General features: G+C 73.6%; 24 protein-coding genes. 6 read left to right on the forward strand and 18 right to left on the reverse strand.

Going from position 1 to position 25,580, the window contains the following annotated elements:
* Positions 1–11 precede the first annotated feature (11 nt).
* Entirely contained in the window at positions 12–695 is a 684-nt protein-coding gene (locus APR03_RS09470) for a hypothetical protein (RefSeq protein ID WP_253835049.1), read from the reverse strand.
* 1 nt (position 696) lies between these two features.
* Complete coding sequence (locus APR03_RS09475) at positions 697–1,230, reverse strand: peptidoglycan-binding domain-containing protein (protein ID WP_253835050.1); 534 nt, start codon at positions 1,228–1,230, stop codon at positions 697–699.
* 181 nt (positions 1,231–1,411) lie between these two features.
* On the opposite strand from APR03_RS09475, the gene APR03_RS09480 reads away from it, so the two are divergent.
* Positions 1,412–2,338: a S66 peptidase family protein gene (locus tag APR03_RS09480; protein WP_253835052.1), complete on the forward strand. Its 927-nt coding sequence runs from the start codon at positions 1,412–1,414 to the stop codon at positions 2,336–2,338.
* A gap of 6 nt (positions 2,339–2,344) precedes the next feature.
* Here APR03_RS09480 and APR03_RS09485 read toward each other — a convergent pair whose 3' ends face one another.
* Entirely contained in the window at positions 2,345–2,821 is a 477-nt protein-coding gene (locus APR03_RS09485) for an Lrp/AsnC family transcriptional regulator (protein ID WP_253835054.1), read from the reverse strand.
* Positions 2,818–4,665, reverse strand: a complete 1,848-nt coding sequence (locus tag APR03_RS09490; RefSeq protein ID WP_253835056.1) for an ABC-F family ATP-binding cassette domain-containing protein — start codon at positions 4,663–4,665, stop codon at positions 2,818–2,820. Before APR03_RS09490 ends, APR03_RS09485 begins: the two co-directional genes overlap by 4 nt.
* 103 nt (positions 4,666–4,768) lie before the next feature.
* Between APR03_RS09490 and APR03_RS09495 the strand changes: the two genes are divergently transcribed.
* Positions 4,769–5,755 (forward strand): acetylxylan esterase, encoded by a 987-nt coding sequence (locus APR03_RS09495; RefSeq protein WP_253835057.1) that lies wholly within the window; start codon positions 4,769–4,771, stop codon positions 5,753–5,755.
* Between the two features lie 75 nt (positions 5,756–5,830).
* Entirely contained in the window at positions 5,831–6,640 is an 810-nt protein-coding gene (locus tag APR03_RS09500) for an acetylxylan esterase (RefSeq protein WP_253835058.1), read from the forward strand.
* A gap of 4 nt (positions 6,641–6,644) precedes the next feature.
* Here the strand turns inward: APR03_RS09500 and APR03_RS09505 are convergent, their stop codons facing one another.
* The 10 genes from APR03_RS09505 to APR03_RS09550 all read right to left on the reverse strand — a co-directional run bounded on the left by APR03_RS09505 (position 6,645) and on the right by APR03_RS09550 (position 17,085).
* Complete coding sequence (locus APR03_RS09505; protein WP_253835059.1) at positions 6,645–7,598, reverse strand: 4-(cytidine 5'-diphospho)-2-C-methyl-D-erythritol kinase; 954 nt, start codon at positions 7,596–7,598, stop codon at positions 6,645–6,647.
* Positions 7,595–8,467 carry a 16S rRNA (adenine(1518)-N(6)/adenine(1519)-N(6))-dimethyltransferase RsmA gene (gene rsmA / locus APR03_RS09510; RefSeq protein WP_253835060.1) on the reverse strand — a complete coding sequence of 291 codons (873 nt, stop codon included), beginning with the start codon at positions 8,465–8,467 and terminating at the stop codon, positions 7,595–7,597. Before rsmA ends, APR03_RS09505 begins: the two co-directional genes overlap by 4 nt.
* 24 nt (positions 8,468–8,491) lie before the next feature.
* On the reverse strand, positions 8,492–9,721 hold the full coding sequence (locus tag APR03_RS09515) for a resuscitation-promoting factor (RefSeq protein ID WP_308216473.1): 1,230 nt from the start codon (positions 9,719–9,721) through the stop codon (positions 8,492–8,494).
* A 472-nt stretch (positions 9,722–10,193) separates the two neighbouring features.
* The gene (locus APR03_RS09520; RefSeq protein WP_253835061.1) at positions 10,194–11,828 is read right to left on the reverse strand and encodes a resuscitation-promoting factor; all 1,635 of its coding nucleotides are present in this window, start codon (positions 11,826–11,828) and stop codon (positions 10,194–10,196) included.
* Between the two features lie 216 nt (positions 11,829–12,044).
* Positions 12,045–13,214 carry a resuscitation-promoting factor gene (locus APR03_RS09525; RefSeq protein WP_253835063.1) on the reverse strand — a complete coding sequence of 390 codons (1,170 nt, stop codon included), beginning with the start codon at positions 13,212–13,214 and terminating at the stop codon, positions 12,045–12,047.
* 102 nt (positions 13,215–13,316) lie between these two features.
* A complete protein-coding gene (locus tag APR03_RS09530; protein ID WP_253835065.1) occupies positions 13,317–14,321 on the reverse strand; it encodes a TatD family hydrolase in 1,005 nt (334 codons plus the stop codon).
* Positions 14,322–14,325: 4 nt separating this feature from the next.
* A complete protein-coding gene (gene metG / locus APR03_RS09535) occupies positions 14,326–16,047 on the reverse strand; it encodes a methionine--tRNA ligase (RefSeq protein ID WP_253835072.1) in 1,722 nt (573 codons plus the stop codon).
* 98 nt (positions 16,048–16,145) lie between these two features.
* Positions 16,146–16,421 (reverse strand): hypothetical protein, encoded by a 276-nt coding sequence (locus tag APR03_RS09540; RefSeq protein ID WP_253835074.1) that lies wholly within the window; start codon positions 16,419–16,421, stop codon positions 16,146–16,148.
* The gene (locus tag APR03_RS09545) at positions 16,418–16,720 is read right to left on the reverse strand and encodes a hypothetical protein (RefSeq protein ID WP_253835076.1); all 303 of its coding nucleotides are present in this window, start codon (positions 16,718–16,720) and stop codon (positions 16,418–16,420) included. The genes APR03_RS09540 and APR03_RS09545 overlap by 4 nt, the downstream gene beginning before the upstream one ends.
* Positions 16,720–17,085 carry a hypothetical protein gene (locus APR03_RS09550; RefSeq protein WP_253835078.1) on the reverse strand — a complete coding sequence of 122 codons (366 nt, stop codon included), beginning with the start codon at positions 17,083–17,085 and terminating at the stop codon, positions 16,720–16,722. The genes APR03_RS09545 and APR03_RS09550 overlap by 1 nt, the downstream gene beginning before the upstream one ends.
* Before the next feature lie 145 nt (positions 17,086–17,230).
* Here APR03_RS09550 and APR03_RS09555 point away from each other — a divergent pair, with 145 nt between their 5' ends.
* Positions 17,231–17,827 carry an isochorismatase family protein gene (locus APR03_RS09555; RefSeq protein WP_253835080.1) on the forward strand — a complete coding sequence of 199 codons (597 nt, stop codon included), beginning with the start codon at positions 17,231–17,233 and terminating at the stop codon, positions 17,825–17,827.
* Between the two features lie 360 nt (positions 17,828–18,187).
* Here the strand turns inward: APR03_RS09555 and APR03_RS09560 are convergent, their stop codons facing one another.
* Positions 18,188–19,948, reverse strand: a complete 1,761-nt coding sequence (locus APR03_RS09560; protein WP_253835084.1) for a dolichyl-phosphate-mannose--protein mannosyltransferase — start codon at positions 19,946–19,948, stop codon at positions 18,188–18,190.
* A gap of 33 nt (positions 19,949–19,981) precedes the next feature.
* Here APR03_RS09560 and rsmI point away from each other — a divergent pair, with 33 nt between their 5' ends.
* The gene (gene rsmI, locus APR03_RS09565; RefSeq protein WP_253835086.1) at positions 19,982–20,857 is read left to right on the forward strand and encodes a 16S rRNA (cytidine(1402)-2'-O)-methyltransferase; all 876 of its coding nucleotides are present in this window, start codon (positions 19,982–19,984) and stop codon (positions 20,855–20,857) included.
* Between the two features lie 10 nt (positions 20,858–20,867).
* Here the strand turns inward: rsmI and APR03_RS25205 are convergent, their stop codons facing one another.
* Both APR03_RS25205 and APR03_RS25210 read right to left on the reverse strand, forming a co-directional pair.
* Positions 20,868–22,418, reverse strand: a complete 1,551-nt coding sequence (locus APR03_RS25205) for a beta-N-acetylhexosaminidase (protein ID WP_253835088.1) — start codon at positions 22,416–22,418, stop codon at positions 20,868–20,870.
* 47 nt (positions 22,419–22,465) lie between these two features.
* Entirely contained in the window at positions 22,466–24,079 is a 1,614-nt protein-coding gene (locus tag APR03_RS25210) for a hypothetical protein (RefSeq protein WP_253835090.1), read from the reverse strand.
* A gap of 144 nt (positions 24,080–24,223) precedes the next feature.
* Here APR03_RS25210 and APR03_RS09580 point away from each other — a divergent pair, with 144 nt between their 5' ends.
* On the forward strand, positions 24,224–24,808 hold the full coding sequence (locus APR03_RS09580) for a TetR/AcrR family transcriptional regulator (protein ID WP_253835092.1): 585 nt from the start codon (positions 24,224–24,226) through the stop codon (positions 24,806–24,808).
* 132 nt (positions 24,809–24,940) lie between these two features.
* On the opposite strand, the gene APR03_RS09585 is transcribed toward APR03_RS09580, so the two are convergent.
* On the reverse strand, positions 24,941–25,561 hold the full coding sequence (locus tag APR03_RS09585; protein WP_253835094.1) for a TetR/AcrR family transcriptional regulator: 621 nt from the start codon (positions 25,559–25,561) through the stop codon (positions 24,941–24,943).
* Positions 25,562–25,580: the final 19 nt, after the last annotated feature.

The raw sequence follows: 25,580 nt of genomic DNA on the forward strand, positions 1-25,580 counted from the left end.
CGTCTGACACCTTATTCGTCCTCGGCGGCGACGCTGTCGGCGATGCGGACCAGCTCGGCGACCGTCGGCCCCGCGCTCCCCGTGGGCGTGCGGCCGACGGTCGCGAGCAGCAGGTACGAGCCGACGTCGTCCGTCCACTCCACGCGCACCGGGCCGTACCCGTTGTTGTCCACCCGGGTGACCCGCGCGTCGCCGCCCGACTCGGCCAGCTTCTGCCACTCGACGGTCACGGTGTCGCCGGACAGCTCGTCCGACAGCTCCGTGGAGTCCGGGTAGGCCACGTAGAGGATGGCGGACGCCGGGTGGTACGCGCCCGCGCGGACGTCGTCGGCGGGCCAGCCGGGACCGGGGCCGCCGCGGAAGGTCTCGGCGTTCACCTCGCCGTCCAGCGGGTAGGTGATCCACGTGCCCAGGTGGTCCTCCGCCGTGGTGCGGCCGATGCCGGCCGAGATGTCGGCGGGGCACTCGGCCACGGCGCGCCGGACGTCGTCGGGCACCCAGTGCGGCTGCCGCAGGCCCTCCGCGCACGTGCCGACCGTGAGGTCGGTGGCGTCGGCGGGCGCCACGACGGGCTCCTCCTCCCCGGACCCGAGCACGAGCGTGACCACCACGATGATGATCGCGCCGAGCAGCGTCACCGCCCCGCCGAGCAGCCACTCGGGGCGGATGCGTGGCTCGTCGATCGTGGTGACCACGTCAGCCCCCGCACTCGATCTCGGTCACGGCGTCCCGCGACAGGGCGATCACCGTGTCCGACGCGACCGGGCTGAGCGCCACGCCCGGCGGCACGACCGAGCCCCAGTCGCAGTCGTTCTCGGCGAAGTACGCCTCCCGTGCGCCGCCGTCGGGCGCCCAGTACCGGACACGGTGGTCCGGACCCTGGCACTCGAACTCCGGGTCGCACACGGAGACCACGAGCGCACGCATGGTGACCCAGGTGCTCTCGTCGACGCAGCCCGTGACCGGCAGGCCGTTGTAGGCCTGGAAGGCCTCGGTGGCCACCTCCGACTGCGCGTCCCACGACCCGTCGACGGGCTGGAGCCCCGTGCCCGCCCACAGCACGTTCTGGGCCGCGACGACCGCCCCGCCGCTGGTCGCACCGCACTCCCCGACCGGGTCGTTGGAGACCCACATCGCGCTGGAGTGCATCGCCTGCACCACGGCGGCGACCAGCAGCGCGGCGACGACCGTGCCGCCGCCCGCCTGCAGCCAGGTCCGGGTGCTGGGCATGTCCTCGACGCTCCTTCGTCCGCGTGCCCGTGGTCGGGCCGCGATCGCGAGCGTAACAATCCGCCCTTAGTAGACGGAAGCGACGCACCGGACATCTACGGCGGCGGGCGCGGGCCGCGGAAGTTTCACGAGGGTGAATTCAGCAGGTGACGAGGCACCGCACCGGGGTAGTGTCGGGCGCATGCTGCGGCCCCTGATCGGCCCGCCTCGCCTGCGGCCGGGCGACACGGTGGCCGTCGTGGCGCCGTCGGGCCCGGTGCCCGCCGAACGGCTGGACGCCGGCGTGCGCCGGCTGCGGGACTGGGACCTCGAGGTGCAGGTGATGCCGCACGTGCGGGACACGCACCCGGTGCACAGCTACCTCGCGGGCTCGGACGCCGCCCGCGCGGCCGACTTCCAGGAGGCGTGGCTCGACCCCGACGTCCGCGCGGTCTTCGTGGCGCGCGGCGGGTACGGCGCCAGCCGGATGATCGACCTGACGGACTGGGACGCGCTCGCCGCCACGGACCCCAAGGTGCTCGTCGGGTACAGCGACTGCACGGTGCTGCACCAGGCCGTGGCCCAGCACCTGGGCGTGGTGTCGCTGCACGGGCCCATGCCGGGCACCACGTCGTTCCTCGACTCCCTCGTCGCCCGCGAGCACCTGCGCCGCACCCTGTTCGAGCCGGAGGTGACGCAGGCCATCACCGGGCCGGGTGCCCACACCCTGGTGGGTGGCACGGCCCGCGGGGTCACGACGGGCGGGTGCGTCTCGCTGCTGGCGACGTCCGTCGGCGTGGGGAGCCCGGCGCCGTCGGCCGCGGGCGGCATCGTGCTGCTGGAGGACGTCGACGAGCAGGCCTACCGCATCGACTCGTTCCTCACCCACCTGCTGCGCACGGGCTGGTTCGACGGCGCCGTCGGCGTCGTGCTCGGCTCGTGGCAGGACTGCGGCGCGGTCGAGCCCGTGGTGCTCGACCTGCTCGGACCGCTCGGCATCCCGGTGCTGGGCGAGCTCGGGTTCGGCCACGGTCCCGACCCGCTCACGGTGCCGCTCGGCGTCGAGGCCCGGCTCGACGCCGACGCCGGCACGCTGACCCTGGGCGAGCCGGCGCTCGGCCTGCGCTGAGCCGGGCTACCGTCCGGCGTCCGGCTCGGACGTCTGGCCCTCGAAGTAGGTCTGCAGCACCACCGTCGTGCGGGTCGACACCTTGGCCGTGCGCCGGATCCGCCCGAGCAGCTCCTCCAGCGCGCGCGGCGACGCGACGCGCACGGTCAGCAGGTAGTTCGCGTTGCCGGCCACCGAGTAGCAGGACTCGATGCCGGGCATGCCCCGCAGGCGGTCCGGGGCGTCGTCCTCCTGCGCCTGGTCCAGGGGGGTGATCTCGACGAACGCCGACAGCGGCAGCCCGACCGCCTCCGGGTTCACCACGGCCCGGTAGCCGGTGATCACGCCGCGGGCCTCCAGCTTGCGCACCCGCACCTGCACGGCGGACAGCGACAGGCCCGAGATCTCGGACAGCACCGCCAGGGTGGTGCGCCCGTCGTTGCGCAGCGCGTCCACGAGCGCGCGGTCGATCCCGTCGAGCGGTGTCACGTCGTTCTCGGTCATCCCGCCACCTCCGCCGCTTCGAGCCAGGCCGCCTCGAGCTCGTCGCGCTCGTCCGCGAGGTCGCGAAGCTCCGCGTCGAGCCGCGCGACGGCCTGGTAGTCCGTGGCCTGCTGCGCGATCGACTCGTGCAGCTCGGCCTCCTTCTCGGCAATCTTCGCAAGACGGCGCTCGATACGGGAGACCTCCTTCTTCGCGGCGCGGATGTCGCGCTGCGAGACGTCGGGCCCGGCCGTCCCGGGGCCACCGCCCGTGGCGCCGTCCGAGGCGGCCGCGCCCGCCGGCGCGCCCGCGTGCGTGGCAGACCGAGCCTCCGCCCGCAGCCGCAGGTACTCCTCGACGCCCCCGGGGAGGTCCCGGATCGTGCCGTCGCCGAGCAGCGCGACCTGCCGGTCCGCGACCCGCTCCAGGAGGTACCGGTCGTGCGAGACGACGATCAGCGTGCCCGGCCAGCCGTCCAGCAGGTCCTCGACGGCGGCGAGCGTGTCGGTGTCGAGGTCGTTGGTGGGCTCGTCGAGCAGCAGCACGTTCGGCTCGGCGACCAGCAGCCGCATGAGCTGGAGCCGGCGCCGCTCGCCGCCGGACAGGTCGCGCACGGGCGTGTAGGCGCGCTCGCGCGTGAAGCCGAGCTTCTCGGTGAGCTGCGCCGCCGTGAGCTCCTTGCCGTCGACGACGATCCGGCCCTTCTCCTGCTCGATCACCTCCACGGCCGTGAGCCGCCCGAGCTCGTCCAGCTCCGTGACGTCCTGCGACAGCTCCCGCACATGGATGGTCTTGCCCCGCTTGACGCGGCCGGAGTCCGGCTCCCGCCGCCCCGCGAGCAGCGCGAGCAGCGTGGTCTTGCCCGCGCCGTTCACGCCGACGACGCCGTACCGGTCGCCCGGGCCCAGCCGCCACGTGACGTCGTCGAACAGGACCTTGGCGCCGGGCGCGTCCGGGCCGGGCACCGCCACGCTCACCGACTCCAGGTCCAGCACTTCCTTGCCGAGCCGGCGGGTCGCGGTGCGCGCCAGCTCCATGGTGTCGCGCGGCGGCGGCTCGTCGGCGATGAGCGCGGACGCCGCGTCCAGCCGGAACTTGGGCTTGGAGGTGCGGGCCGGGGCCCCGCGGCGCAACCAGGCCAGCTCCTTGCGCAGCAGGTTGTCACGCTTCTCCGCCGCCGTGGCGGCCTGCCGCGCGCGCTCGGCCCGGGCCAGCACGTAGGCCGCGTAGCCGCCCTCGTAGCCGTCCACCGCGCCGGTCCCGTCGCCGCGCACCTCCCACATGCGCGAGCAGACCTCGTCGAGGAACCACCGGTCATGCGTCACGACGACGAGCGCGCCGTTCGCGCCCGGCCGCCCGTACCGCTCGCGCAGGTGCGCGGCCAGCCACGCCACGCCCTCGACGTCGAGGTGGTTGGTGGGCTCGTCGAGCAGCAGCACGTCCGGGTCGCGCACCAGGAGGGCCGCGAGCGCCACGCGGCGGCGCTGCCCGCCGGAGAGCTTGGCGACCGGCGCGTCCCAGGCGAGGTCGGCCAGCAGGCCCTCCTGCACCTCGCGGACGCGGGAGTCGGACGCCCACGTGTGCGTCGCGGCGTCGCCGTGCACGACGTCGAGGACGGTCGCGTCGGCGGCGAGGTCGTCACGCTGGTCGAGCATCCCGAGGGTGGAGCCGCCCACCCGGGTGACGCGTCCGCCGTCGGGCGGCACGGTGGCCGCCAGGATGCGCAGGAGGGTCGACTTGCCTGCCCCGTTGGGGCCGACGACGCCGACCCGGTCGCCGTCGTCGAGGCCGAGCGAGACGCCGGCCAGGAGGGTGCGGGTGCCGATGGTCAGCGCTATGCCGTCCGCGCCGAGGAGATGTGCCACCAGTCAAGGGTAGTCGCGCGCTAGGCTCACCCCGGCCGACGGCGGTCGCACCCGGCGCACGCCGCCCGCCGGCCCGCGGAACGACGATGCGAGGAGCACAGACGTGGCCCAGTTCGACATGCCGCTGCCCGACCTGGAGCGGTACGCCCCCGAGATCGAGGAGCCGGACGACTTCGACGACTTCTGGGCCGGGACGCTGGCGGAGGCCAGGACGTTCGACGCCGCGCCCGCGGTGGAGCGGGTCGACACGGGCCTGACCCAGGTGCTGGTCGACGACGTGACCTTCCCCGGCTTCGGCGGCCACCCGGTCAAGGCGTGGCTGACCCGCCCGGCACACGCGGACGGCGACCTGCCCGTGGTGGTGGAGTACCTGGGCTACGGCGGTGGGCGCGGCCTGCCGTACGACCACCTGCAGTGGGCGGCCGCGGGCTACGCGCACCTCGTGATGGACACGCGCGGCCAGGGTTCGGGCTGGGGTGCGGGCGGCGGGACGCCGGACCCGGTGGGCTCGGGTCCCGCGTCTCCCGGCTTCATGACGCGCGGCGTCCTCGACCCGCACGAGCACTACTACCGCCGGGTGTTCACCGACGGCGTGCGCGCGGTGGACGCCGTCCGCGCGATCGCGGGGCTGGACCCGGAGCGGGTCGCGGTGACGGGCGGGAGCCAGGGCGGCGGCATCACGATCGCGGTGGCGGGCCTGGTGCCCGACGTCGTGGCGGCGATGCCGGACGTGCCGTTCCTGTGCCACTACCGCCGCGCGGTGTCGATCACGGACGCCATGCCGTACGGCGAGATCACGAAGTATTTGTCGGTGCACCGCGGTCCCGAGGTCGAGGCGCAGGTGTGGCGCACGTTCTCGTACCTGGACGGCGTCTCGTTCGCGCGCCGCGCCCGCACGCCCGGCCTGTTCTCGACGGCCCTCATGGACGCGACCTGCCCGCCCTCGACCGTGTACGCGGCGTACAACGGGTGGGCCGCCGGGCAGGCGGACGTGGCCCGCGAGATCGACGTCTACCCGTACAACATGCACGAGGGCGGCGGCGACTACCGCTTCCCCCGGAAGCTGGAGTGGCTGGGCGCGACGCTCTGACCGCCCCGGCGGGCGGGCGTGTCACAGCCGGGCGGTAGGCTCCCCACCGCACGACCCATCCCCGGAGGTGTTCCCGTGCCCGACTTCGACCTGCCGCTCGTCGCGGTGACGCCGGCTGGCCCGCCCGCCACCGACGAGCCCGCGAACTTCGACCTGTTCTGGTCACGGACGCTCGCGGAGCACCGTGACATCGAGGTGGCCCCTGAGCTGACCGCCGCGTCGGCCCGGTCCCGGGGCCTCGTGGCCGAGGCGGTGACCTTCGCCGGGTTCGGCGGGCGACCGGTGACCGGGCGCCTGCTCACGCCGGCCGACGCCGCCGGCCCGCTGCCGGGTGTCGTCGAGCTGCGGCCCGCGGGCCGGGACGCCGGGCGCGACCTGGAGTGGCTCGCCCCGGGCGGGTTCGTGCACCTCGTGGTCGAGCTGCCGGGCGACGACCTCGACGATCCCTACAACCGTGGTGTCTTCACGGATGCCGTGCGCGCGGTGCAGGCCCTGCGCACCGTGACGAGCGTGGATCCCTCCCGCGTCGCGGTGCTCGGCACCGGCCCGGTGGCCGCGGCCGCCGTGGCCGCGGCGGGGCTCCTGCCGGACCTCGCGTGCGCCATGGTGGAGGGCGACGTCCCCGCGGCGCACAAGGACTCCCTGGTGGCGTTCGCCCGGCGCGCGAGCACGCCCCTCCAGCTCACGCAGGGCGCGGGCGCGCAGGTGCTGCTGGAGGAGTGGGGCTTCAACGCGGCGCTCGCCCTGGCCGCGATGACCGGCACGGTCAAGCGGGTGGTCGAGTGTGTGCTCACCGAGGACGACGACGTGCCGGGCCGCCGCGCCCGCTGGATCACGGCGCACACGCACCTCGCGAACGTCTTCGTGCCGCAGGTCGCGTACTGAGGCCCTAGCTCCGCGCCACCGACGTGACCACCTGCGTGCCCGGGGCCGGCCCGGTCGCGCACCAGATCTGGTCGACGACGTCGGCCGCCGTCCACGCCGCGCCCAGCGCCAGGGCGTGCTGCCGGGACCGGCCGAGGGCGGCGACGGTGGGGCCGGACCCGGAGACGACGACGCCCAGGGCGCCCGCCTCCGTGGCCACCTCCAGCACCTCGGCGAGCTCCGGGCGCAGGTCGAGTGCGGGCCGCTCGAGGTCGTTGTGCAGGGCCTTGCCGAGCGCGACCGGGTCCCCGGCGCGCAGCGCGTGCATGAGCTCGGTGTCGTCGGCGGGCGCGACCGCGGGCGTCGACGGGCCGGCCAGCTCGTCGAACCGGCGGAACACGCTGGGCGTCGACAGCCCCGTGCGCTGCGTGCCGAAGCACCAGTGGAACTCCCCGCGCGTCATCGCCGGGGTCAGCAGGTCGCCCCGGCCGGTTCCGACGGCGGTGTGCCCGAGCAGCGAGAACGGCACGTCCGCACCGAGCTCGGCGGCCATCTCGACCAGCTCGGCACGTGGCACACCGGCCTCCCACAGCGCGTCGCAGGCCACGAGCGCGGCCGCCGCGTCCGCGGAGCCCCCGGCCATGCCGCCCGCCACCGGGACACCCTTGGTGACGTGCAGCGCGACGTCGGCCGCCAGGCCCGTGCGGTCGGCCAGCAGCGCGGCGGCCCGCCACGCGAGGTTGGTCTCGTCGGTCGGCACGGCCTCGGCCTGCGGGCCCGAGACCGTCAGCGAGATGCCGGCGCCGGCCGGAACCTGGGTGGCCGTGACCTCCTCGAAGAGGGACACGGCCTGGAAGATGGTCGCCAGCGGGTGGTAGCCGTCGGCACCGACGGGCCCGACGCGCAGCGCCAGGTTGACCTTTCCGGGCGCGCGCACCCGGACGGACGGCTCAGGGGCCGCGCTCAGCCGCGCGCTCACTCGCCCGCCTCCCCCGCCGCGCCGGGCAGGTGCTCGGCGATGCGGGCGAACTGCTCCACGGTCAGGGTCTCGCCGCGCGCTCCCGGGTCCACACCCGCGGCGCGCAGGGCGGTCTCGGCCGCGGCGCCCGAGCCGAACAGCGCGGACAGGGCGGCGCGCAGGGTCTTGCGCCGCTGCGCGAAGGCAGCGTCGACGACGGTGAACACCGCCTCGCGCGGCGCCGTGGTCTCGGGTGGCTCCCGCCGCTCGAGCTGCACCAGCGCGGAGTCGACGTTGGGCGCGGGCCAGAAGACGCTGCGCCCGATGGTGCCGGCCCGGCGCGCCGACGCGTACCAGGCGGCCTTCACCGAGGGGACGCCGTAGATCTTGCTGCCCGGGGCGGCCGCGATCCGGTCGGCCACCTCGGCCTGGACCATGACGAGCACACGCTCCAGGGAGCCGAACCGCTGCAGCATGGTCAGCAGCACGGGGACGGCCACGTTGTAGGGGAGGTTCGCCACGAGCGCCGTCGGCGGGTCGCCGGGCAGGGCCGTGACGTCCATCGCGTCGGAGAGCACGGCCTCGAAGTCGGACTCGGGGAACCGCGCCCGCACGGTCGCGGCGATCTGGCCGGCGAGCACCGGGTCGATCTCGATGGCCACGACCGACGCGCCGGCCTCCACGAGGCCGAGGGTCAGGGACCCCAGCCCCGGGCCGACCTCGACGACCCGCTCCCCCGGCCTGAGGCCGGCGGTGCGCACGATCTTGCGGACCGTCCCGCCGTCGTGCAGGAAGTTCTGGCCCAGCGTCTTGGTGGGCCGCACGCCCAAGCGCCCTGCCAGGTCGCGGATCTCCGCGGGACCGAGCAGGGCGCCTGAGGTTTCGTTCATGCAGGGGAGCCTAACTGACAGGGGTCAGTACCAGCCCACCGACTCCGAGTGACCCCACGCACCGCACGGCGTGCCGTAACGGTCCGCGATGTAGCCCAGGCCCCACTCGATCTGCGTGGCCGGGTTGGTGGCCCAGTCGGAGCCCGCCGAGCCCATCTTGGAGCCCGGCAGCGCCTGCGGGATGCCGTAGGCACCGGACGACGGGTTGGCCGCCTGGTAGTTCCAGCCGGACTCCCGCTCCCAGAGGAGCTCGAGGCAGGTCCACTCCGAGCCGGTCCACCCACGGGCGGCGGCCATCTGCTGGCCGATCTCCTTGACGGAGCCCGCCGGCGCCGGGGCGCTGGTGGTGGCAGCGGTCGTCGTCGGCTCGGCGGAGGTCTCCTCCACCACGACCGGACGCTCCTTGGTGCCGTCGACGACGACCCGGTCGACCGGCTTCTTCGTCACCTTGTCGGAGATCTCCTTGCGGTGGACGACCTCGCCGTCGATCGTGCGCACCTGGACGACCCGGGTGCGCACACCCTTCTCGCCCTCGGTCCGCACCACGTCGGCCAGGTCCTCGTAGCGGTCGCCGTCCTTGACGGTCTTCGTCGAGAAGTCCAGGTCGATGCGCTGGGTCACGCGCTTGGTCTCGACACGCTGCACCTGGACGGCGACGTCCGCGCCGGCCTTGTCGGCCGCGGTCGCGTCCTTGCCGCGGATGACCTTGTCCTCCGCGAGCGACGCCACGGGGGCGATGCTGACCAGGTCGTCCTTGTCGAGCTCGATCTCGAGCCCGTCCAGCACGCTGTCGACGCTCTCGGAGTGGTCCTCGACCACGCGGGTCCTGCCGTCGGCCACGACCGCGACCGGGCCGTCGTCGTTCAGGCGCAGGGGCAGCGACGCGCGGTCGCCGGAGCGGGAGGCCACGAGGGCGACGTCGCCGCCACGCTCGGCCAGGGTGCTCAGGGCCTCGCTCGCGTCGGTGACGGTGACCCAGACGTCTCGCTGGTCCTTGCCGTCGGTCATGGTGACCTGGCGGCCGTAGCGGACCACGATCTCGTCGCCGTCGGAGAGGGTGGCGTCGACGCCCGGGGCGACGAGGTCCCGCTCGCCCAGGCGGATGCCCTGCGACTCCAGCATGCCCTGGACGGAGCCGGAGTAGGTGGTGAGGGTCTGGGTGGTGCCGTCGACGTCGAGGGTGACGGTCTTGCGTGCCTCGGCGAAGGCGACCGAGCCGGAGGCGACGATCGCGACGGCGGAGAGGCCGGCCACGAGCGGCCAGCGACGGCGGTTCTTCTGGGGGGTGGTCCGGGTGGCTGCTGCCTCGGACGGTGAGTCGATGCTGGGGATGGAGCCAGAACTCAGCTGCTCAGAACGGGGGTTCACTCGTGTCCAGTCGTCGGACGTCCCGGGCACGGGCGGCGAGACGGGCACCCGCACGCGCGGGAGTCCTACCACGATCCGGCCTGGGGGCCAGGCGGCTCGTACGAGCCGTCGCGGTCTCGACCGGCCGATCCGGCGGTCTGACACCGTCCGCGAGGGTCCGCATCGGGTGCCGCCCCTGCCGCCGCGGAGGTGCTGTGCGGTACACCACAAGGCACCCCCACGCCAGCGAGGACAACCGAACGTAACTGATTTGTTATCGCTCGGACAAATATCTCGGGGAATTGACACTGTGGTCTCGGTCACTCGTCTTGGACGCTCGTCCATGTCATTCGGCGGCCTTCCGGAGAGTCTTTCGAGGTCAGGACAGACCCAGGGCGGACGAGCACGCGGGCCACTGGCCCCATCCCGACCGCTCCTGGAGAGCCTGGGCGCGCATCGTCTGCTCGGCGGCCGACGCCTCCGACGGCAGACCCGACCCGCCCATCGCCTCCCAGGTCTCCTGCGAGAACTGGTAGAGCCCGTAGTACCCGTTGCCCGTGTTCGTGGCGGGGTTCCCGCCCGACTCGCACTCGGCCAGGCTCGACCAGACGCCGCCCGCGGGCGCGGAGAGGCTCTGGGCCTGCGTCTCGCCGTCAGGGTCCGCGTCGTCGCCCTCGTCGCCGCCCTTGTCGTCGCCCTTGCCGTCACCCTTGCCGGCGTCCTTCTCGGCGCCCTTCTCGGTGTCCTTCTGGGTGCTCTTCTCCGTGTCCTTCTGGGTGCTCTTCTCCGTGCTCTTCTCCGTCGCCTTGTCCTTGGGCTCGGGCTTCGGCTTCGGCCGGGGCTTGCTGCCGTACATGATCAGCTTGTCGACGGGCTGCTTCGAGACCCAGGAGTTCAGCTTCTCCTTCGCCACGACCTCGCCGTCGATCCGGGTGACGTCCCACGACGTCACCCGCTCGCCCGGCGCTCCCGACCGGGCCAGGTACGGGGCCAGGTCCACGTAGTGGTCGGGGTCGGAGGCCGTCACCGTCTCGAACGGGATCTCGCTCACCGTCTCCTCGATCGAGGCCTGCACCGTGCGCACGACGACGGTCAGCACCGGCTCCGTCGCGCCCTCCGGCTGCCGGTGCCCGACGCTGATCCGGTCGTCGCCGTCCACCCGGACGTCGTGCGCGGCCAGGAGCCGGTCGAGCGTGACCGCGCCCTCGGCCACCTCCCGCGTCTCGCCGCCGGCCACCAGCGTCACCGGGCCGTCCGTGTCGAGCGGCAGGGGCAGCGTCGCCGTGCCGCCGGCCCGGGTGGGCAGGAGCACGACGTCGTCCCCCTGCGCGGAGAGCGTCGCGAGCGCCTGGTCGGCATCGAGCGCGGCCACCCAGGCGGTCCGGCGCTCGCCGTCGGCCCGCAGCGTCAGGCGGTGCCCCGACCGGACCACGACCGTGTCGCCCTCGCGCAGCGTGGCGTCGAGGCCGGGCGTGACCTCGTCGTGGACCCCGACCTCGACACCCTCGCCGGCCAGCAGGTCGGCGACGTCGCCCTCGAAGGTCTCGACGGTGGTCGTCTCGCCGTCCACGTCGACCGTGACCGTCTTGTGCGCCGCGGCGTACGTGGCAGCCGCGCCCGCCCCGGCGAGGGCGACGGCCGCGACCGTGACGAACGCCGCGGTCCGGTGCCGGCGCGGGGCCGCCTCGGGCGGCGGGGGCGGGGGCGGGGGTGGTTCCGCGACGTACCCGAAGCCGTCCGCGGGCTCGTCGCCGGGCGCCACGACCGGCAGCGGGCCGGACGGGTGGCCGGGCGGGAGCTGGTCCATGACCTCGGACACCGCGGTCTCGGCCTCGGCCGCCGTGTCAGGGATCAGCTCGGGCGCCAGGTACGGCGCGGCGAACATGGCCGCGGGGAAGACCTCGTCCGCGCGCGGTGGCGGGCCGAAGAGCTCGGTGATGCCGACGTCGCCGTCGGCCTCAGGGTCGATGTAGGAGTCGCTGGGGCTGCCCTGAGCCGGATGCGGAGATGTCACGCGGGTCCAGTCCTCGAGCGGTCCGGGCACGGAGACCGGAGCGACGCGACTCGCACGCGCCTCCCGCGCTGGGACGCGGGGCCCGGCCGGCCGATCCGGCGGTCTCCCAGACCGTAACCCCACCGTTACCAGATGCAAGCCAACCGGCGATTAGACACGCGTGAATGGCCGGGAGCATCCCGCATTACCCCAAATTTCCGTGGGCGAGAACGGGGGTCAGTACCAACCGATGTCCACGGAGTGGGCCCAGGCGGCACACGGCGTGCCGTACCGGCCGGAGATGTAGCCCAGCCCCCACTCGATCTGCGTGGCCGGGTTGGTCAGCCAGTCGCTGCCCACGGAGGCCATCTTGGAACCCGGGTTGGCCTGCGCGATGCCGTACGCCTCGCTGCTCGGGTTGTCCGCGTTCCAGCGCCAGCCGCTCTCCTTCTGCCAGAGCTGGTCCAGGCAGGCGAACTCGTCCGCGCCCCAGCCGCGCTCCGCGGCCATCGCCTGGCCCAGGGCCCGGGCCGAGCCCGGGTCCACCGGGGCGGTGGCGACGTCCATGGTGCCGACCGCGACCACCTCGTTCACCGGCTTGCGCGTGACCTTCCGCTCCACCACGGTGCGCTCGACGACGGCTCCGCCGACCGTCTTCACCGCGTAGGTGACCTCGGCCTCGCCCGGCACGCCCGCGGTACGGATCGACTCGTAGCCCTTGGGCAGGCTCGGGTCCTCGACCGTCTCGGTCTCGAACGGCAGCACCTCGGTCACGGTGCGCGACGACGACGCGTCGCGGCTCACCATCACGACCATGCCGTCCACCGCGGCGGCGTCGAGCGGCACGGACGTGACGTCGCCGTCGGCCAGCGAGATGCCCGCCTCCTGGAACACACCGCGTACCGTCGACTGCGTCGTGTGGAACTCCAGCACGGAGCCGTCCACCGCGATGTTGAGCTTCTTGACGGTCGAGAAACGCACCGGGTCGCGGTCGAGCCGCGCCGTGCGGGAGGCGGTGGCGAGGGCGCCGTCGCCGCGGGGGCCGAGCGACGCGAGGAACTCGCCGACCGTGCCCGCGGTGGTGCGGACCGTGATGACCTGGCCGTCGAGCTCGAAGGTGACCGGCCGGCTGGTACGGACCACCACCGTGCCGCCCGCCTCGAGCGTCTCCTGCGGGGCGGGCTGCACGACGTCGTCGGCGCCCAGGTCGATGTTCTGCGAGGCGAGCGCCTCCACGACCGTGCCGCCGTACACGCCCACCGTGCGCACGGTGCCGTTGTAGTCGATGGTCACGGTGCTCGCGTTCGCGACGTAGACGCCGCTCACCGCCAGCAGCGTGCCCACGACGGCGCCACGCACCATCCACCGGGCCGGCGTGCTCGCGAGCCACGGCCGTGCGTACCTCACCACGAGCACCAGACCGTAACGGAACGAACCGCACGGGAGAAGAGATTCGAACAGGAAATGAAATGCCGCATTTCTGGGGTCAGAGAGCCGTTCTCGCCACACTCACCACGTGCCGTAGACCCGTTCCGACGTCGCGGCGAGGTCCGCGCACAGGACCGCCAGGTCCTCGTCCAGGTGGGCGGCCATGGCACGCACCGTGTGCGCGACGGCGAACGGTGCGTTGGGTCGGCCCCGGAACGGGTGCGGCGTCAGGTACGGGGCGTCCGTCTCTACGAGCAGCAGCGCGCGCGGCGCCACGCTCAGTGCCGCACGGAGGTGGTCGTTCGCCTTGAACGTGACCGGCCCGGCGAAGGACAGGTACCAGCCGTGCTCCGCGCAGACGCGGGCCATCTCGGCGTCGCCGCTGTAGCAGTGGAAGACGGTGCGCTCGGGCGCGCCGTCGGCGAGCAGGACCTCGATGACCTGGGCGTGCGCGTCCCGGTCGTGGATCTGCAGGGCCAGGCCGAGCTCCTTGGCCAGGGCGATGTGCGCACGGAAGGCGTCCCGCTGCGCCTGCTCGCCGCGCGGCCCGGTGCGGAACAGGTCCATGCCGGTCTCACCGATCGCGCGGACCCGGTCGTTGCCCTTGGCGAGCCCCGCGATCTCCGCGATCGCGTCGTCCAGGCCGACGGCGTGGTGCTCCTGCACCTCGGGCACGAGCCCGTCCGGCCCCACCTCGTCGATCCCGGCGTGCAGCGTCGCCTCGTTCGGGTGGATGGCCACGGCCCCCACCACCCCGCTGAGTGCTGGGTATCCGCCCTTTTCTGTGTGCCAGGAGGGCGAAAGTCCAGCACTCAACACGGAGGGCTGGGTCAGGAGGTCTACCGTCCAGCGGGCCGACGGGAGGTCGCAGCCCACCTGGACCACCCGGTCCACGCCCGCGGCGGCCGCCCGGGCGAGGTGGTCGGCCACCGACGGCGGCCAGGCCAGGCCGGCCGGCTCGCCGTCGGGCGCCTCGTCCGGGAGCACCGACGCGATGTGGTCGAGGTGGGTGTGGTTGTCCACGACCGGGACGGGCAGCGGCTCCGGGTCGGCCGGGAACCCCCGCTCGCGCGTACGCCTCGCCATCCGGTCAGTCCACCGGCCCGGCGCCGAACCGCTCGCGGTAGCCCTCCAGGTCCTCGTCGCTGATCTTCGCGAACAGCACGGGAGGCACGGTGAAGGCGGTCCCGGCGGGCACGGCGTCGAGGGACGTCGCCTCCTCGGGCGTGACCCACGTGGCGGCGTCGCCGTCGAGCGCGAACACGCCGCGCAGCGTCGCCGCGCTGTGCGGGATGAACGGCTCGGAGACCACGGCGTAGAGCCGGATCAGGTTCATGGCCGTGCGCAGCGTGACGGCCGCGGCGTCCTGGTCGGTCTTGACCTGCTTCCAGGGCTCCTTCTCGACCAGGTACGCGTTGCCCGCGGACCACAGCGCCCGCAGGGCGCCCGCCGCCTTGCGGTACTGGAGGGCCTCCATGTGCTCCTCGAGCTCGGCGAGCAGCCGCGCCACCTCGGCCCCCAGGCGCGCCTCGGCGTCGCCCGGCTCACCGCCCGCGGGCACCGTCTCGCCGAACCGCTTGGCCGAGAACGTCAGCACCCGGTTCACGAAGTTGCCGAGCGTGTCTGCCAGGTCCTTGTTCACCGACCCGGCGAACTGCTCCCACGTGAACGACGAGTCGTCCGACTCCGGGGCGTTCGCGATCAGGTAGTAGCGCCAGTAGTCGGCCGGCAGGATCTCCAGGGCCGCGTCCGTGAAGACGCCGCGCTGCTGGGACGTCGAGAACTTGCCGCCGTAGTAGTTGAGCCAGCTGAAGCCCTTGACGAAGTCGACCATCTTCCACGGCTCGCGGACGCCGAGCTGCGTGGCCGGGAACATCACCGTGTGGAACGGGACGTTGTCCTTGGCCATGAACTGCGTGTACCGCACGTCGGCGGCCTCGTACCACCAGGACCTCCAGTCCCGGGCCTCGCCCGCGGGGGCCGCGTCGGCCCACTCCTTGGTGGCACCGATGTACTCGATCGGCGCGTCGAACCAGACGTAGAAGACCTTGCCCTCTGCGGCCAGCTCGGGCCACGTGTCGGCCGGGACCGGCACGCCCCACTCGAGATCGCGCGTGATCGCCCGGTCGTGCAGACCCTCGGCGAGCCACTTGCGCGCGATCGACGTCGACAGGAGCGGCCACTCCTTGCTGTTCTCGTCGATCCACGCCTCGACCTCGCCCTGCAGCTTCGACTGCAGCAGGAACAGGTGCGTGGTCTCGCGCACCTCGAGGTCGGTCGAGCCGCTGATCGCCGAGCGGGGGTCGATCAAGTCGGTCGGGTCCAGCACACGCGTGCAGTTCTCGCACTGGTCGCCGCGCGCCTTGTCGTAGCCGCAGTGGGGGCACGTGCCCTCGACGTAGCGGTCCGGCAGGAAGCGCCCGTCGACCGGCGAGTACACCTGCCGGATGGCGCGCTCCTCGATGAAGCCGTTCTCGTGCAGACGGCGGGCGAAGTGCTGCGTGATCTCGGCGTTCTGCTGCGACGAGCTGCGGCCGAAGTAGTCGAACGTGAGCCCGAAACCGTCGTAGATCGACTTCTGGGTCTCGTGCGCCTGCGCGCAGAACTCCGCGACCGGCTGGCCGGCCTGGGCCGCGGCGAGCTCCGCCGGCGTGCCGTGCTCGTCGGTGGCGCAGATGTACAGCACGTCGTGGCCGCGCTGCCGCAGATAGCGGGAGTACACGTCGGCCGGGAGCATCGACCCGACCATGTTCCCCAGGTGCTTGATGCCGTTGATGTACGGAAGCGCACTGGTGACAAGGTGGCGAGCCATCGGGGGATGCTCCATTTCTGCGGGACGAGAAGCTGTCGTCCAATCCTAGGGCCACGGGTCGAGGGCGATACCCCGGGGCGTGTGGTGCCGCCGTGGGCTCACGCGAGGGCGGGATCGATCTCGTCGGCCCAGGCGAGGAAGCGCTCGATGATCTCGCGGCGCCAGGCGGGGCCGACCTCGTATGCATCGAACGCCTCGGTGCCCAGCACCTCGGCCCGGGTGAACCTTCCCGAAACCACGACGGCGTCGATGTCGATGAAGTCGCGGGTCTCGCCGCGCGACCACAGGGCGCTCATCTTCCCGGCCACGGCGTCACGGACGTCGAGCACCGGCCCGATCTCGAACCGGGCCGGCGCGAACTCGCGGTAGTTCACGCCCACTGGATCGAACTCGTCTCCCGCGTCGCGTCGTCGGTCACGCTGAAGTCCGCGAAGGTGCGTCCGATCAGGTTGTCGTGGACGGTCAGTCCCTCCGCGAGGAAGGTCGCGCGCAGCTTTGCCACGGACGTCTCGAACAGGCTCGGTGAGGAGACGTTCGTGAACAGGTCGACGTCGGCCGACGGCCGGTCACCGATCCCGTTGACCGCGATCGCGTACCCGCCGGCCAGCACGAAGCCGTAGCCCTCCAGCGCCTCGAGTCCGATCCGGGCCAGGCGCTCGTGGAACGGCAGCATCAGGCGGCCCGTGGGCCGCGGGCACGCGCCGCAAGCGTCGGGAACTTCTGCTCCCAGATCGACCGGCACCTCACCGGGAGGTTCAGGCGTGGCCAGAGTCTCAGCAAGGTGGCCCGATCCAGGTTCCTCGTCTGGTCCGCGATGGAGCCGGAGCGAACCACCCGGGCGTACAGGTTCTCCAGGCGGTCACGATCACCCAGCTCGTACTCGGGGTCGAGGCTCGTGTCGATGTGGGGCCCCACCCGGACCACGCCCGACGTCGGCCCCCGCAGGTCGTCGAGGGACCCGGGGGTGTCGTACGGGATGTGGTCGGCGTAGACGTAGCCGCGCGGCACCGTGCGGTGCTCGTCGGGTACCGCGGACATCCTGCTCACCCCTCCCTGGTTCGTACGAGCTGACCTGATCCGTCGCACCGAGCCTACGACCCGGCCCGGACACCTCCACCAGGCTATCCACAGTTCTAGAGAGATGCCAGGAACCGGCCGTGCGCGACGTGGCAGAGTGGGACGCATGAGCCTGACCGAGTCCGAGTCCGTCCGCCGTGCGCTCGTCGTCGTCGACGTCCAGCCCACGTTCTGCGAGGGCGGGGAGCTGCCCACCGAGGGGGCGAACGAGATCGCCCACCGTGTCGCCGCGTATGCCGCAGCGCACCGCGACCGCTACACGACGGTGCTCACCACGCAGGACTGGCACATCGACCCGGGCGAGCACTTCAGCGACCACCCGGACTTCGTCGACTCCTGGCCGCCGCACGGCGTCGCGGGCTCCGCGAACGCGGAGCTGCACCCCGCGCTGGCCGACCTGCGGCCCGACGCCCGGCTCAAGAAGGGCCAGTACTCGCACGGCTACTCGGGCTTCGAGGGCGCGGACGAGCACGGCCGCGGCCTGGAGACGATCCTCGCCGAGGCGGGCGTGACCGACGTCGACGTCGTGGGCCTCGTCGAGTCGCACTGCGTGAAGCACACCGCGCTGGACGCGCGCCGCGCCGGCCTGCACGCCCGTGTGCTGACCGACCTGACCGTCCCGGTGTCCCCCGAGCTGGGCGCAGCCGCCGAGCAGGAGCTCATGGCCGCGGGCGTCGAGCTCCGCGACTCGGCGGCGCTCTGATCCTGCGCTCGGGCCCTGACAGCCGGCACGAGTTCGGTCGCCTGCCCTCCCCCGCCACGTGACTTCGGTCGCCTGTGCTCCACTGCACCCTGGGTTCGGTCGGTTGCCCTCCTCCGCACCCCGACTTCGGTCACCCGCCCTCCAGTGCAACCTGAGTTCGGTCACCTGCTTTGAGATCGGTCCATCGAACGACCGATCTCGATGCAACCGACCGAACCCACGTCAGGACATGGGCAACCGACCGAACTCAGGGTGCAGTGGAGGGCAGGTGACCGAACCCACAGCGGGACGAGCGCAACCGAGCAACCCCACGGCAGGAAACGAGCAGCCGACCGAACCCGCCAGGCCGGCCACCGAGGGCTAGATCCAGCTCGGCAGCAGCATGAGGCGCTGCCAGTACTCGTACGGCACGGGCATCGCCGTCCAGATGGGGTAGTAGAGCGCGCTCACGCCCACGACCAGCACCACCAGCACGGCCGCCAGCCACACCACGATGCGCCGGTCCGCGCTCCGGCGCGGCGTCCGTTCGAGCCCCACGGCCAGCAGGTGCACCAGCGTCAGGATCACGAACGGCGTGAACACGATCGAGTAGAACGTGAAGATGGTGCGGTCCGCGAGCGGCCAGGAGTACAGGAACCACGGCAGCCAGCCGGCGGCGATGCCGGTGAGCGCCGCGGCGCCACGCCAGTCGCGGTACCGCAGGGAGAGCACGAGCACCACGGGGATCGCGGCCGCACCCAGCCACCACAGCAGCGGGTTGCCCAGCGACGTCACCGCGGTGGCGCAGTCGCCGACCGTGTCCGCGGGGCACGGCCCCTGCCCGGGGGCGTACTTGTCCCAGTAGAACGACGTCGGACGCCACTGGATGATCCAGCCCAGCGGGTGGGACGCGTAGTTGTGCTCCGAGTCGAGGCCGTTGTGGAAGTCCCACATCATGTGGTGGTACTCCAGCAGGGACCGGCCGGCCTCCCAGGCGCCCTGCGCCCAGCCCCATCCGGGCCACCATCCCGGCGGCGCGGCGCCGTTCACCTCGGCCCAGTTGCGCAGGTACGACATCGGGTGCGCGAACCACGCCGACCACGACGCGACGTAGACGAGCACCACGGTGGGCAGCATGACCAGGGCGGCCGGGACGGCGTCGACCACGAGCGCGTCCTCCCACCAGCGCTCGATGCCTGCCGCACGCCGGGCCGTCAGGTCCCAGACGACCGTGAGCAGGCCGAAGGCCGCGACGAAGTACAGTCCGGACCACTTGACGCCGCAGGACAGGCCGAGCGACACCGCCGCCGCGAACCGCCACCAGCGCCAGCCCAGCCGCGGCCCGTACTTCCCCACCGCGCCGCCCGCCTCGACGATCTGCGCCACGCGGTCCGCGAGCCGGCGCCGGGCCCACTCCCGGTCCAGCACCAGGCAGCCGAACCCGACGAGCACCCAGAACATGAGGAACTGGTCCAGCAGGCCGGTGCGCGAGTGCACGATCGCTTCGCCGTCGACCGCGAGCAGGAGACCGGCGACCAGCCCGAGCGCGGTCGAGGCGAACAGGCGCCGCGCGATGCGCACCAGCAGGAACACCGCGAGCACGCCGATCACCGCACTGGCGATGCGCCACGCCACCGGGTCCTGGGCGCCGCCCATCAGGCGCATGCCCAGCGCGATCATCCACTTGCCGACCGGCGGGTGCACCACGTACTCGGCCTCGTCGGCGTCGTACGAGCTCACGTCGCCGGCCTCGAACGCCGGGTTGGGGTCGTCCGGCCACGCGGCCTCGAAGCCCAGGCTGGCCAGCGACCAGCCCTCCTTGACGTAGTACGTCTCGTCGAAGACCAGCTTGCCGGGCCGGCCCAGCTCCCACAGGCGGGCCGCCGCCGCGACCGCCGTCACGAGCAGCGCGCCGAACATGGCCCAGAACCGGTCGGACGCCGTCCGCCCCAGCGCCAGGCGCCGCTCACCGAGCAGGTCGCGCAGGAGCCGGTCCCGCACGGGCGGCTCGGGCTCCGGATGCGCGACGGCAGGAACCGCCCCGGTGCTCACCGCCGCACGGCGCATGTGCGCGCCGAACGTCCCGGGCAGAGCCTGCCGTGCTGCGGCATGACGTGCTCCGGTGGCTTCAGGCTGAGACACCGGGCCAGCATAGAGCGTGGGACCCTGTGCTTCATGACCGACTCGTCCCCGGCTCCCGGGCCCGCGCCCGAGGCCGGCTCCCTCGTCCTGGCCGCCACCCCGATCGGCAACCCCGAGGACGCCTCGCCCCGCCTGGTGCGCCTGCTGTCCGACGCCGACGTCGTCGCCGCCGAGGACACCCGCCGCCTGCACGGGCTGGCCGGGCGCCTCGGCGTCCAGGTGCGCGGCCGGGTCACCAGCTATCACGAGCACAACGAGACGGCCCGCGCGGACGAGCTGCTCGACGTCGTCGCGGGCGGCGGCACCGTGGTGGTCGTGACGGACGCGGGCATGCCGTCGGTGTCGGACCCGGGCTACCGCATCGTGGAGCGCGCGATCGAGCGCGGCCTGCGCGTCACCGCCGCGCCGGGCCCGAGCGCGGTGCTCACGGCGCTGGCGCTCTCCGGCCTGCCCACCGACCGGTTCACGTTCGAGGGCTTCCTGCCGCGCAAGGCCGGCGACCGCGCCCGGACCCTCGCCGCCGTGGCCGCCGAGCCGCGCACCATGGTGTTCTTCGAGGCGCCGCACCGCATCGCGGAGACCCTGGGCGCGATGGCGGAGGCGTTCGGCGCGGACCGGCCGGCCGCCGTCGCGCGCGAGCTGACCAAGACCTACGAGGAGGTACTGCGCGGCACGCTCGCCGACCTCGCGGCGCGCGCCGGCGACGAGCAGCTCCGGGGCGAGATCTGCGTCGTCGTCGGCGGGGCGCCCGCGACGGGCGCGACGGTGGCGGACGTCGTCGACGAGGTGCTGGCCCGCGTCGCCGGCGGCGAGCGCCTCAAGGCCGCGGTCGCCGAGGTGGCCGAGGCCGCGGGCGTGCCGAAGCGCGACCTCTACGCGGCGGCCCTGGCGGCCCGCCCCGCGACCTGACCTGCGCGGGTCACCAGTCGATCTGCGGTGTCGGGTGGTAGCTGGCGCCGTCGCGCCGCCAGGCGGCCGCCTCGACCGCGACGCGGCCGCGGAACGACTCCCAGTCCTTGGCGTCCGCGCGCGACCAGGCGATCTCCGCGACCGCCGCGAGCCGGGGCAGCAGCATGGAGAACAGGTCGGCCCGGCTCACCAGCGTCTCGGTCCACACCGCGGCCGACACACCCTCGACCGCCGCCTCGGGCAGGCCCTCGATCAGCGTCGCGGGGTCCCAGTCGTAGGAGTCGCGCAGCTCGACGAACGCGGCCCACTGCTGGCCCAGCGGGTGCTCGGGCGTGTACTTCATGTCGAGGTACGCCTTGTCGGCCGGGGACATCACGAACCGCGCGCCGGCCTCCGCCGCGCGCAGGAAGGGCGCCGGGTCCGGCCGGGTGTCCCAGTACTGCAGCACCGTCCCCGGCTCCACGAGCACCGGGCCCTCGTCCGCCGCCGGCTCGGGCACCCCGGGCGCCCCGTCCGCCAGCGCCGCGACCGCGGCCTGGTCGCCGTGCGCCGAGCCGCCGGCCTCCTGCCACGCCACGGGGACCTTGCCCGCCCCCGTGATGATCTCCTGGCACAGCACCACGAACCGGCCGAACTCCTCGGCCCCCATGACCAGCACCTCGTCGCCGCCGAAGTGCACCCACGGCCCCAGGGTCATGCGCGCCACGTCGGTGAACACGTCGCGCAGGAACGGCTCGGTCGCGGGCAGGTCGAGGTGGAGCCGCGAGAACCCCACCTCGATCCCGTCGTAGGTGTCGGTGGCCTCGCCGGACGGCGTGAGCTCGCCGTACGCGTGGGTCGCCGCGTTCACGTGCCCGGGCACGTCGATCTCGGGCACGATCACGATCTCCCGCTCGGCCGCGTACTCCTGCAGCTCGCGGTACTCGTCGGCCGTGAGGTACCCGCCGGACGCGCCCGACACGGCCCCCTGCGACGACCGCTCCGTCAGCGCGGGCCGCGACGGGATCTCGAGCCGCCAGCCCTGGTCGTCGGACAGGTGCAGGTGCAGCCGGTTCATCTTGTAGGAGCCCACCAGGTCCACGACGGCCCGCAGGTCGGCCGGCCCGAACCAGTGCCGCACCACGTCGAGCGACAGCCCGCGCCACGGGTACCGCGGCTCGTCCCGGACGACGACAGCGCCCGCCTCGACCGGGCCGCCCGTCTCCCCGCGGCGTGCGTTGACGAGCTGGCGCAGCGTCCGCACGCCGTGCAGCAGCCCCAACCGCTCGGGGGCCGCGACGGTCACGCCGTCCGCCGCCACCGTCAGGGTGTAGCGCTCGGGGTTCCCCGAGCCCTCCGGGCCCGCGGCGGCATCGGCCACGAGCGTCACCGGGGTGCCGTCCTCGGCGACGGTGGCGCCCGCGCCGGCGAGCAGCTCGCCGGCCAGCCGTGCGGTCGCGGCGTCGGGGGCGACCACGGTGACGGTCGTGAGGTCGAGCGCCCCCTCGCCCGGTTCGAGCTCGACAGGTGCGGGAATGACGGCGTCGGCGACGACCGCCGCACCGCTGCTCACGGTAGTCACGATTGTTAGGGCCCCTTCGCTCTGGTGGTGCCCGCAGTTTCTCAGGTTCAGCCGGCGGAGACCAGACCGAGGAGCGGTTCGTCGGGCAGCACGGCCGACGGGTGCGCCGGCGCGGACCAGCCGAGGTAGGTGCGGTCGGGGAGCCCGGCTGCGACGTCGGCCCAGACGCCGTCCGCCGTCGCCAGCCCCTCGCCCGGCGCGGCCGCCGTGAAGACGACGGCCACCTGCGGCGGCACGTCCAGGTCCGCGCGGTCGACGATGGACGCCGCCGTCGACTGGTGCACCTCCAGCATGATCTGGGGCAGGCCCTGCTCGGTGGCGGTCCGCGCGAGCCGGTCGACCACGGCCTGGAGCTCCGCGACGGGCACGGCACCGTCCTGCGCACCCTCGCCCGCGAGGCGGAACTCGGGGTGCACCGACACACCGACGCCCGGGCGCGCGAGCAGCGGCTCGAGCGCGTCGAGCTGCGCGGCCATCGGCTGGTTCCCGGGGGCGATGTCGAGCAGCACGAGCTGCCCGGCGTCGCGGATCGCACCGACGGCGGCCGTGACGGCCTCCAGCGGCTGCTCGTCGACGTGGTTCCCGTCCTCGCCCGCGCTGCCGGACCGGACGCTCGCCACCACGGTGACCAGGGGCGAGCCGTCGAACGCCTCGGCGTTCGCCGCGGCCTCCTCCACCACTCCGGCGGCGTGCGCGGCCGGGTCCGCGATGCCGGCCGGCACCACGTACGACGTCGACACGTACCGGCCCGGGAACAGGCGCAGCATGCCGCCCGGCAGCGTCCGGCCCGACGTCGCGACGGCCACCTGCCAGCCCAGGTCGTCGGCCGTGCCGAAGCCTGCGCCGATCCCGACCACGCCCAGCGGCTTGAGCGTGCGCACGGTCGAGACCGTCTCCGGGCTGGTGGCGATGTCGCCGCCCGGCACCTCGACCGGCACGGCGCCCGCGGCGAGCGCGGTGCCGATGGCCGCCTCCTGGCCCGGCTTCGGGTCCACCGCGACGAGGATCTCCTGCAGCAGCTCCGGGTCGGCGACGTCGGGGATCTCCGCGCGCAGGCCGTCGACGTCCACCTCGTCGAGGCGGTCGGGCGTGGGCAGCCGCACCTTCTTCGGGTCCGGCTTCTCGGTACCGCCGCGGCCCGCCGAGGCGGCGGCCTCCGCGGCCGCGCTCAGCGCACCGGGGTCGAACCGGACGACGTCGCTGTCGCCCGTGGCCTCGCCGATCTCGGCGACGGCCTCGTCGTCCCCGACGACGACGACGGTGCCCGCGCCGAGCCGGTCGAGCTCCGCGACGAGGTTGGTGTCCGAGACGCCCCCGTCGGTGAGCAGCACCGGGGCGGTGACGGCGGCGCCGGTGGCCGCGGCCGTCGCGCGCGCGTCGGCGTCGTCCGCGGACGCCAGGACGGCCAGCGGCGAGGCGTGGAAGAAGGCCTGGCTCGCGGTGAGCGCGAGCTCGGCCGGATCGGTCGAGTCGAGCACCAGGGCAGGGCCGGACGGCTCTCTGACCTGGAAGTTCTCCCCCGTGCTCCCGTCGACGCCCTCGGCCGTCGGCACGGTGCAACCGGCGAGGACGAGGGCGGTCGCCACAGGCAGGGCCGCGAGCAGGGCCGTGACGGAGGCAGGGCGGTGGTGTGGGACGAATCGGGCGTTCCGGATGACCACGGGCTTCATTCTCCCCCACCGGGCAGGCTGGTGGAACCCCGCCCGGGTAGACGAACACGTCAGTTCACTACGCGGTATGATGGAGGGCTACGCACCCGACGACCACTTCCAACGACCACATCCAACGACCCAGGAGCGACCGGGATGAGCACGACCACCACCCCCTCCACCCGCGACCGGATCCTCGACGCGGCCACGGAGCTCTTCTACACCCACGGCATCCGGGCCGTCAGCGCCGACAAGATCATCGAGCGCGCGGGAATCACGAAGGTCACGTTCTACCGCCACTTCCGCACGAAGGACCTGCTCGTGGTGGCCTACCTGGAACGGCAGGCGGCCCGCGAGCGCGACGCCCTCGGCGAGATCCGTGCCGCGGCGGGCGACCCCGCGCAGGCGCTGCACGGCTTCGCCCGTGTCATCGGCGCCGAGGCCTGCAAGCCCGGCTTCCGGGGCTGCGCGTTCATCAACGCCGCCGCCGAGTACGCGGAGCCCGACAGCCCGGTGCGCGCCGTCGTGGCCGAGCACCGCGCCTGGTACCACCGCACGTTCGTCGACATGCTGGAGCAGCTCGACGTGCCGGGCGCCGAGCAGGCGGCCGCCGAGCTGATGATGCTCCGCGACGGCGCCATGCTCGCCGGGTACCTGGGCGACCCGGCCCAGGTCGCGGACGCCCTGGACCTCGCGATCTTCGCCGTCGTCGAGGGCCGCGCGCCGGCGGTGCGCAGCTAGGCCGCGCTCGCGGCCGGGGCTCACACGCGCACCGAGGTGGAGCTGGACCTCGAAGAGGTGCTGCGACCGGGCACCGGCCGACGTTCCTGACGGGACCGGAGCGGCGTCCGCGGGGCCACCGAGGACGCCGCTTCACCCGCCGGTGCGCGTCCCGACAGGGACATCCGCCCCCGGCCCGTCACCGCGCAACGACGCGCGCACCAGACCGGCCACGACGTCTGCCAGGTCCGGCGGCACCGGACGGTTGCCGCTCAGGTACCGCCGCACCGCCGCGTAGGGCAGGTCCACCGCGACCAGCAGGATCTCGGTGGTCGAGGCCGACGTCTGCGCCCTGAGCCGGCGGGTCAGGCCGCGGATCGCGTCGTCCCACCGTGCGCTCTCGGCCGCCTCGGCCTCCCGCGCCGCCGCGGGCCAGGCCTCGGGGTCGAACCGCGAGCGCCCCGCCAGCAGCACGTGCGCGTGCCCCGGCTCGGACCGGCACCAGCGCACGGTGTACGCGCCGAGCGCTGCCGCCGCGTCGACGGGGTCGCCGTCGAACAGCGGGTAGGCCGCGGTGTGGTAGCTCGCGATCGCGCGGTTCCAGAGGGCCGCGAGCAGGGTCGAACGGTCCGGGAACCGGTAGTAGAGGGATCCGCTCGGTATGCCGGCCTCGCGGATGACCGCCGCCATGGTCACGGCTCCGGCGCCGCCCGCGCCCAGGACCCGGACCGCCGCGTCGAGGATCGCGGAGGTGTCGTGGGTCGGGCGGGGCATGCGTTGACCGTACCGGAGG

The organism is Promicromonospora thailandica (assembly GCF_024171955.1).
In the GTDB taxonomy this organism is placed as follows: domain Bacteria; phylum Actinomycetota; class Actinomycetes; order Actinomycetales; family Cellulomonadaceae; genus Promicromonospora; species Promicromonospora thailandica.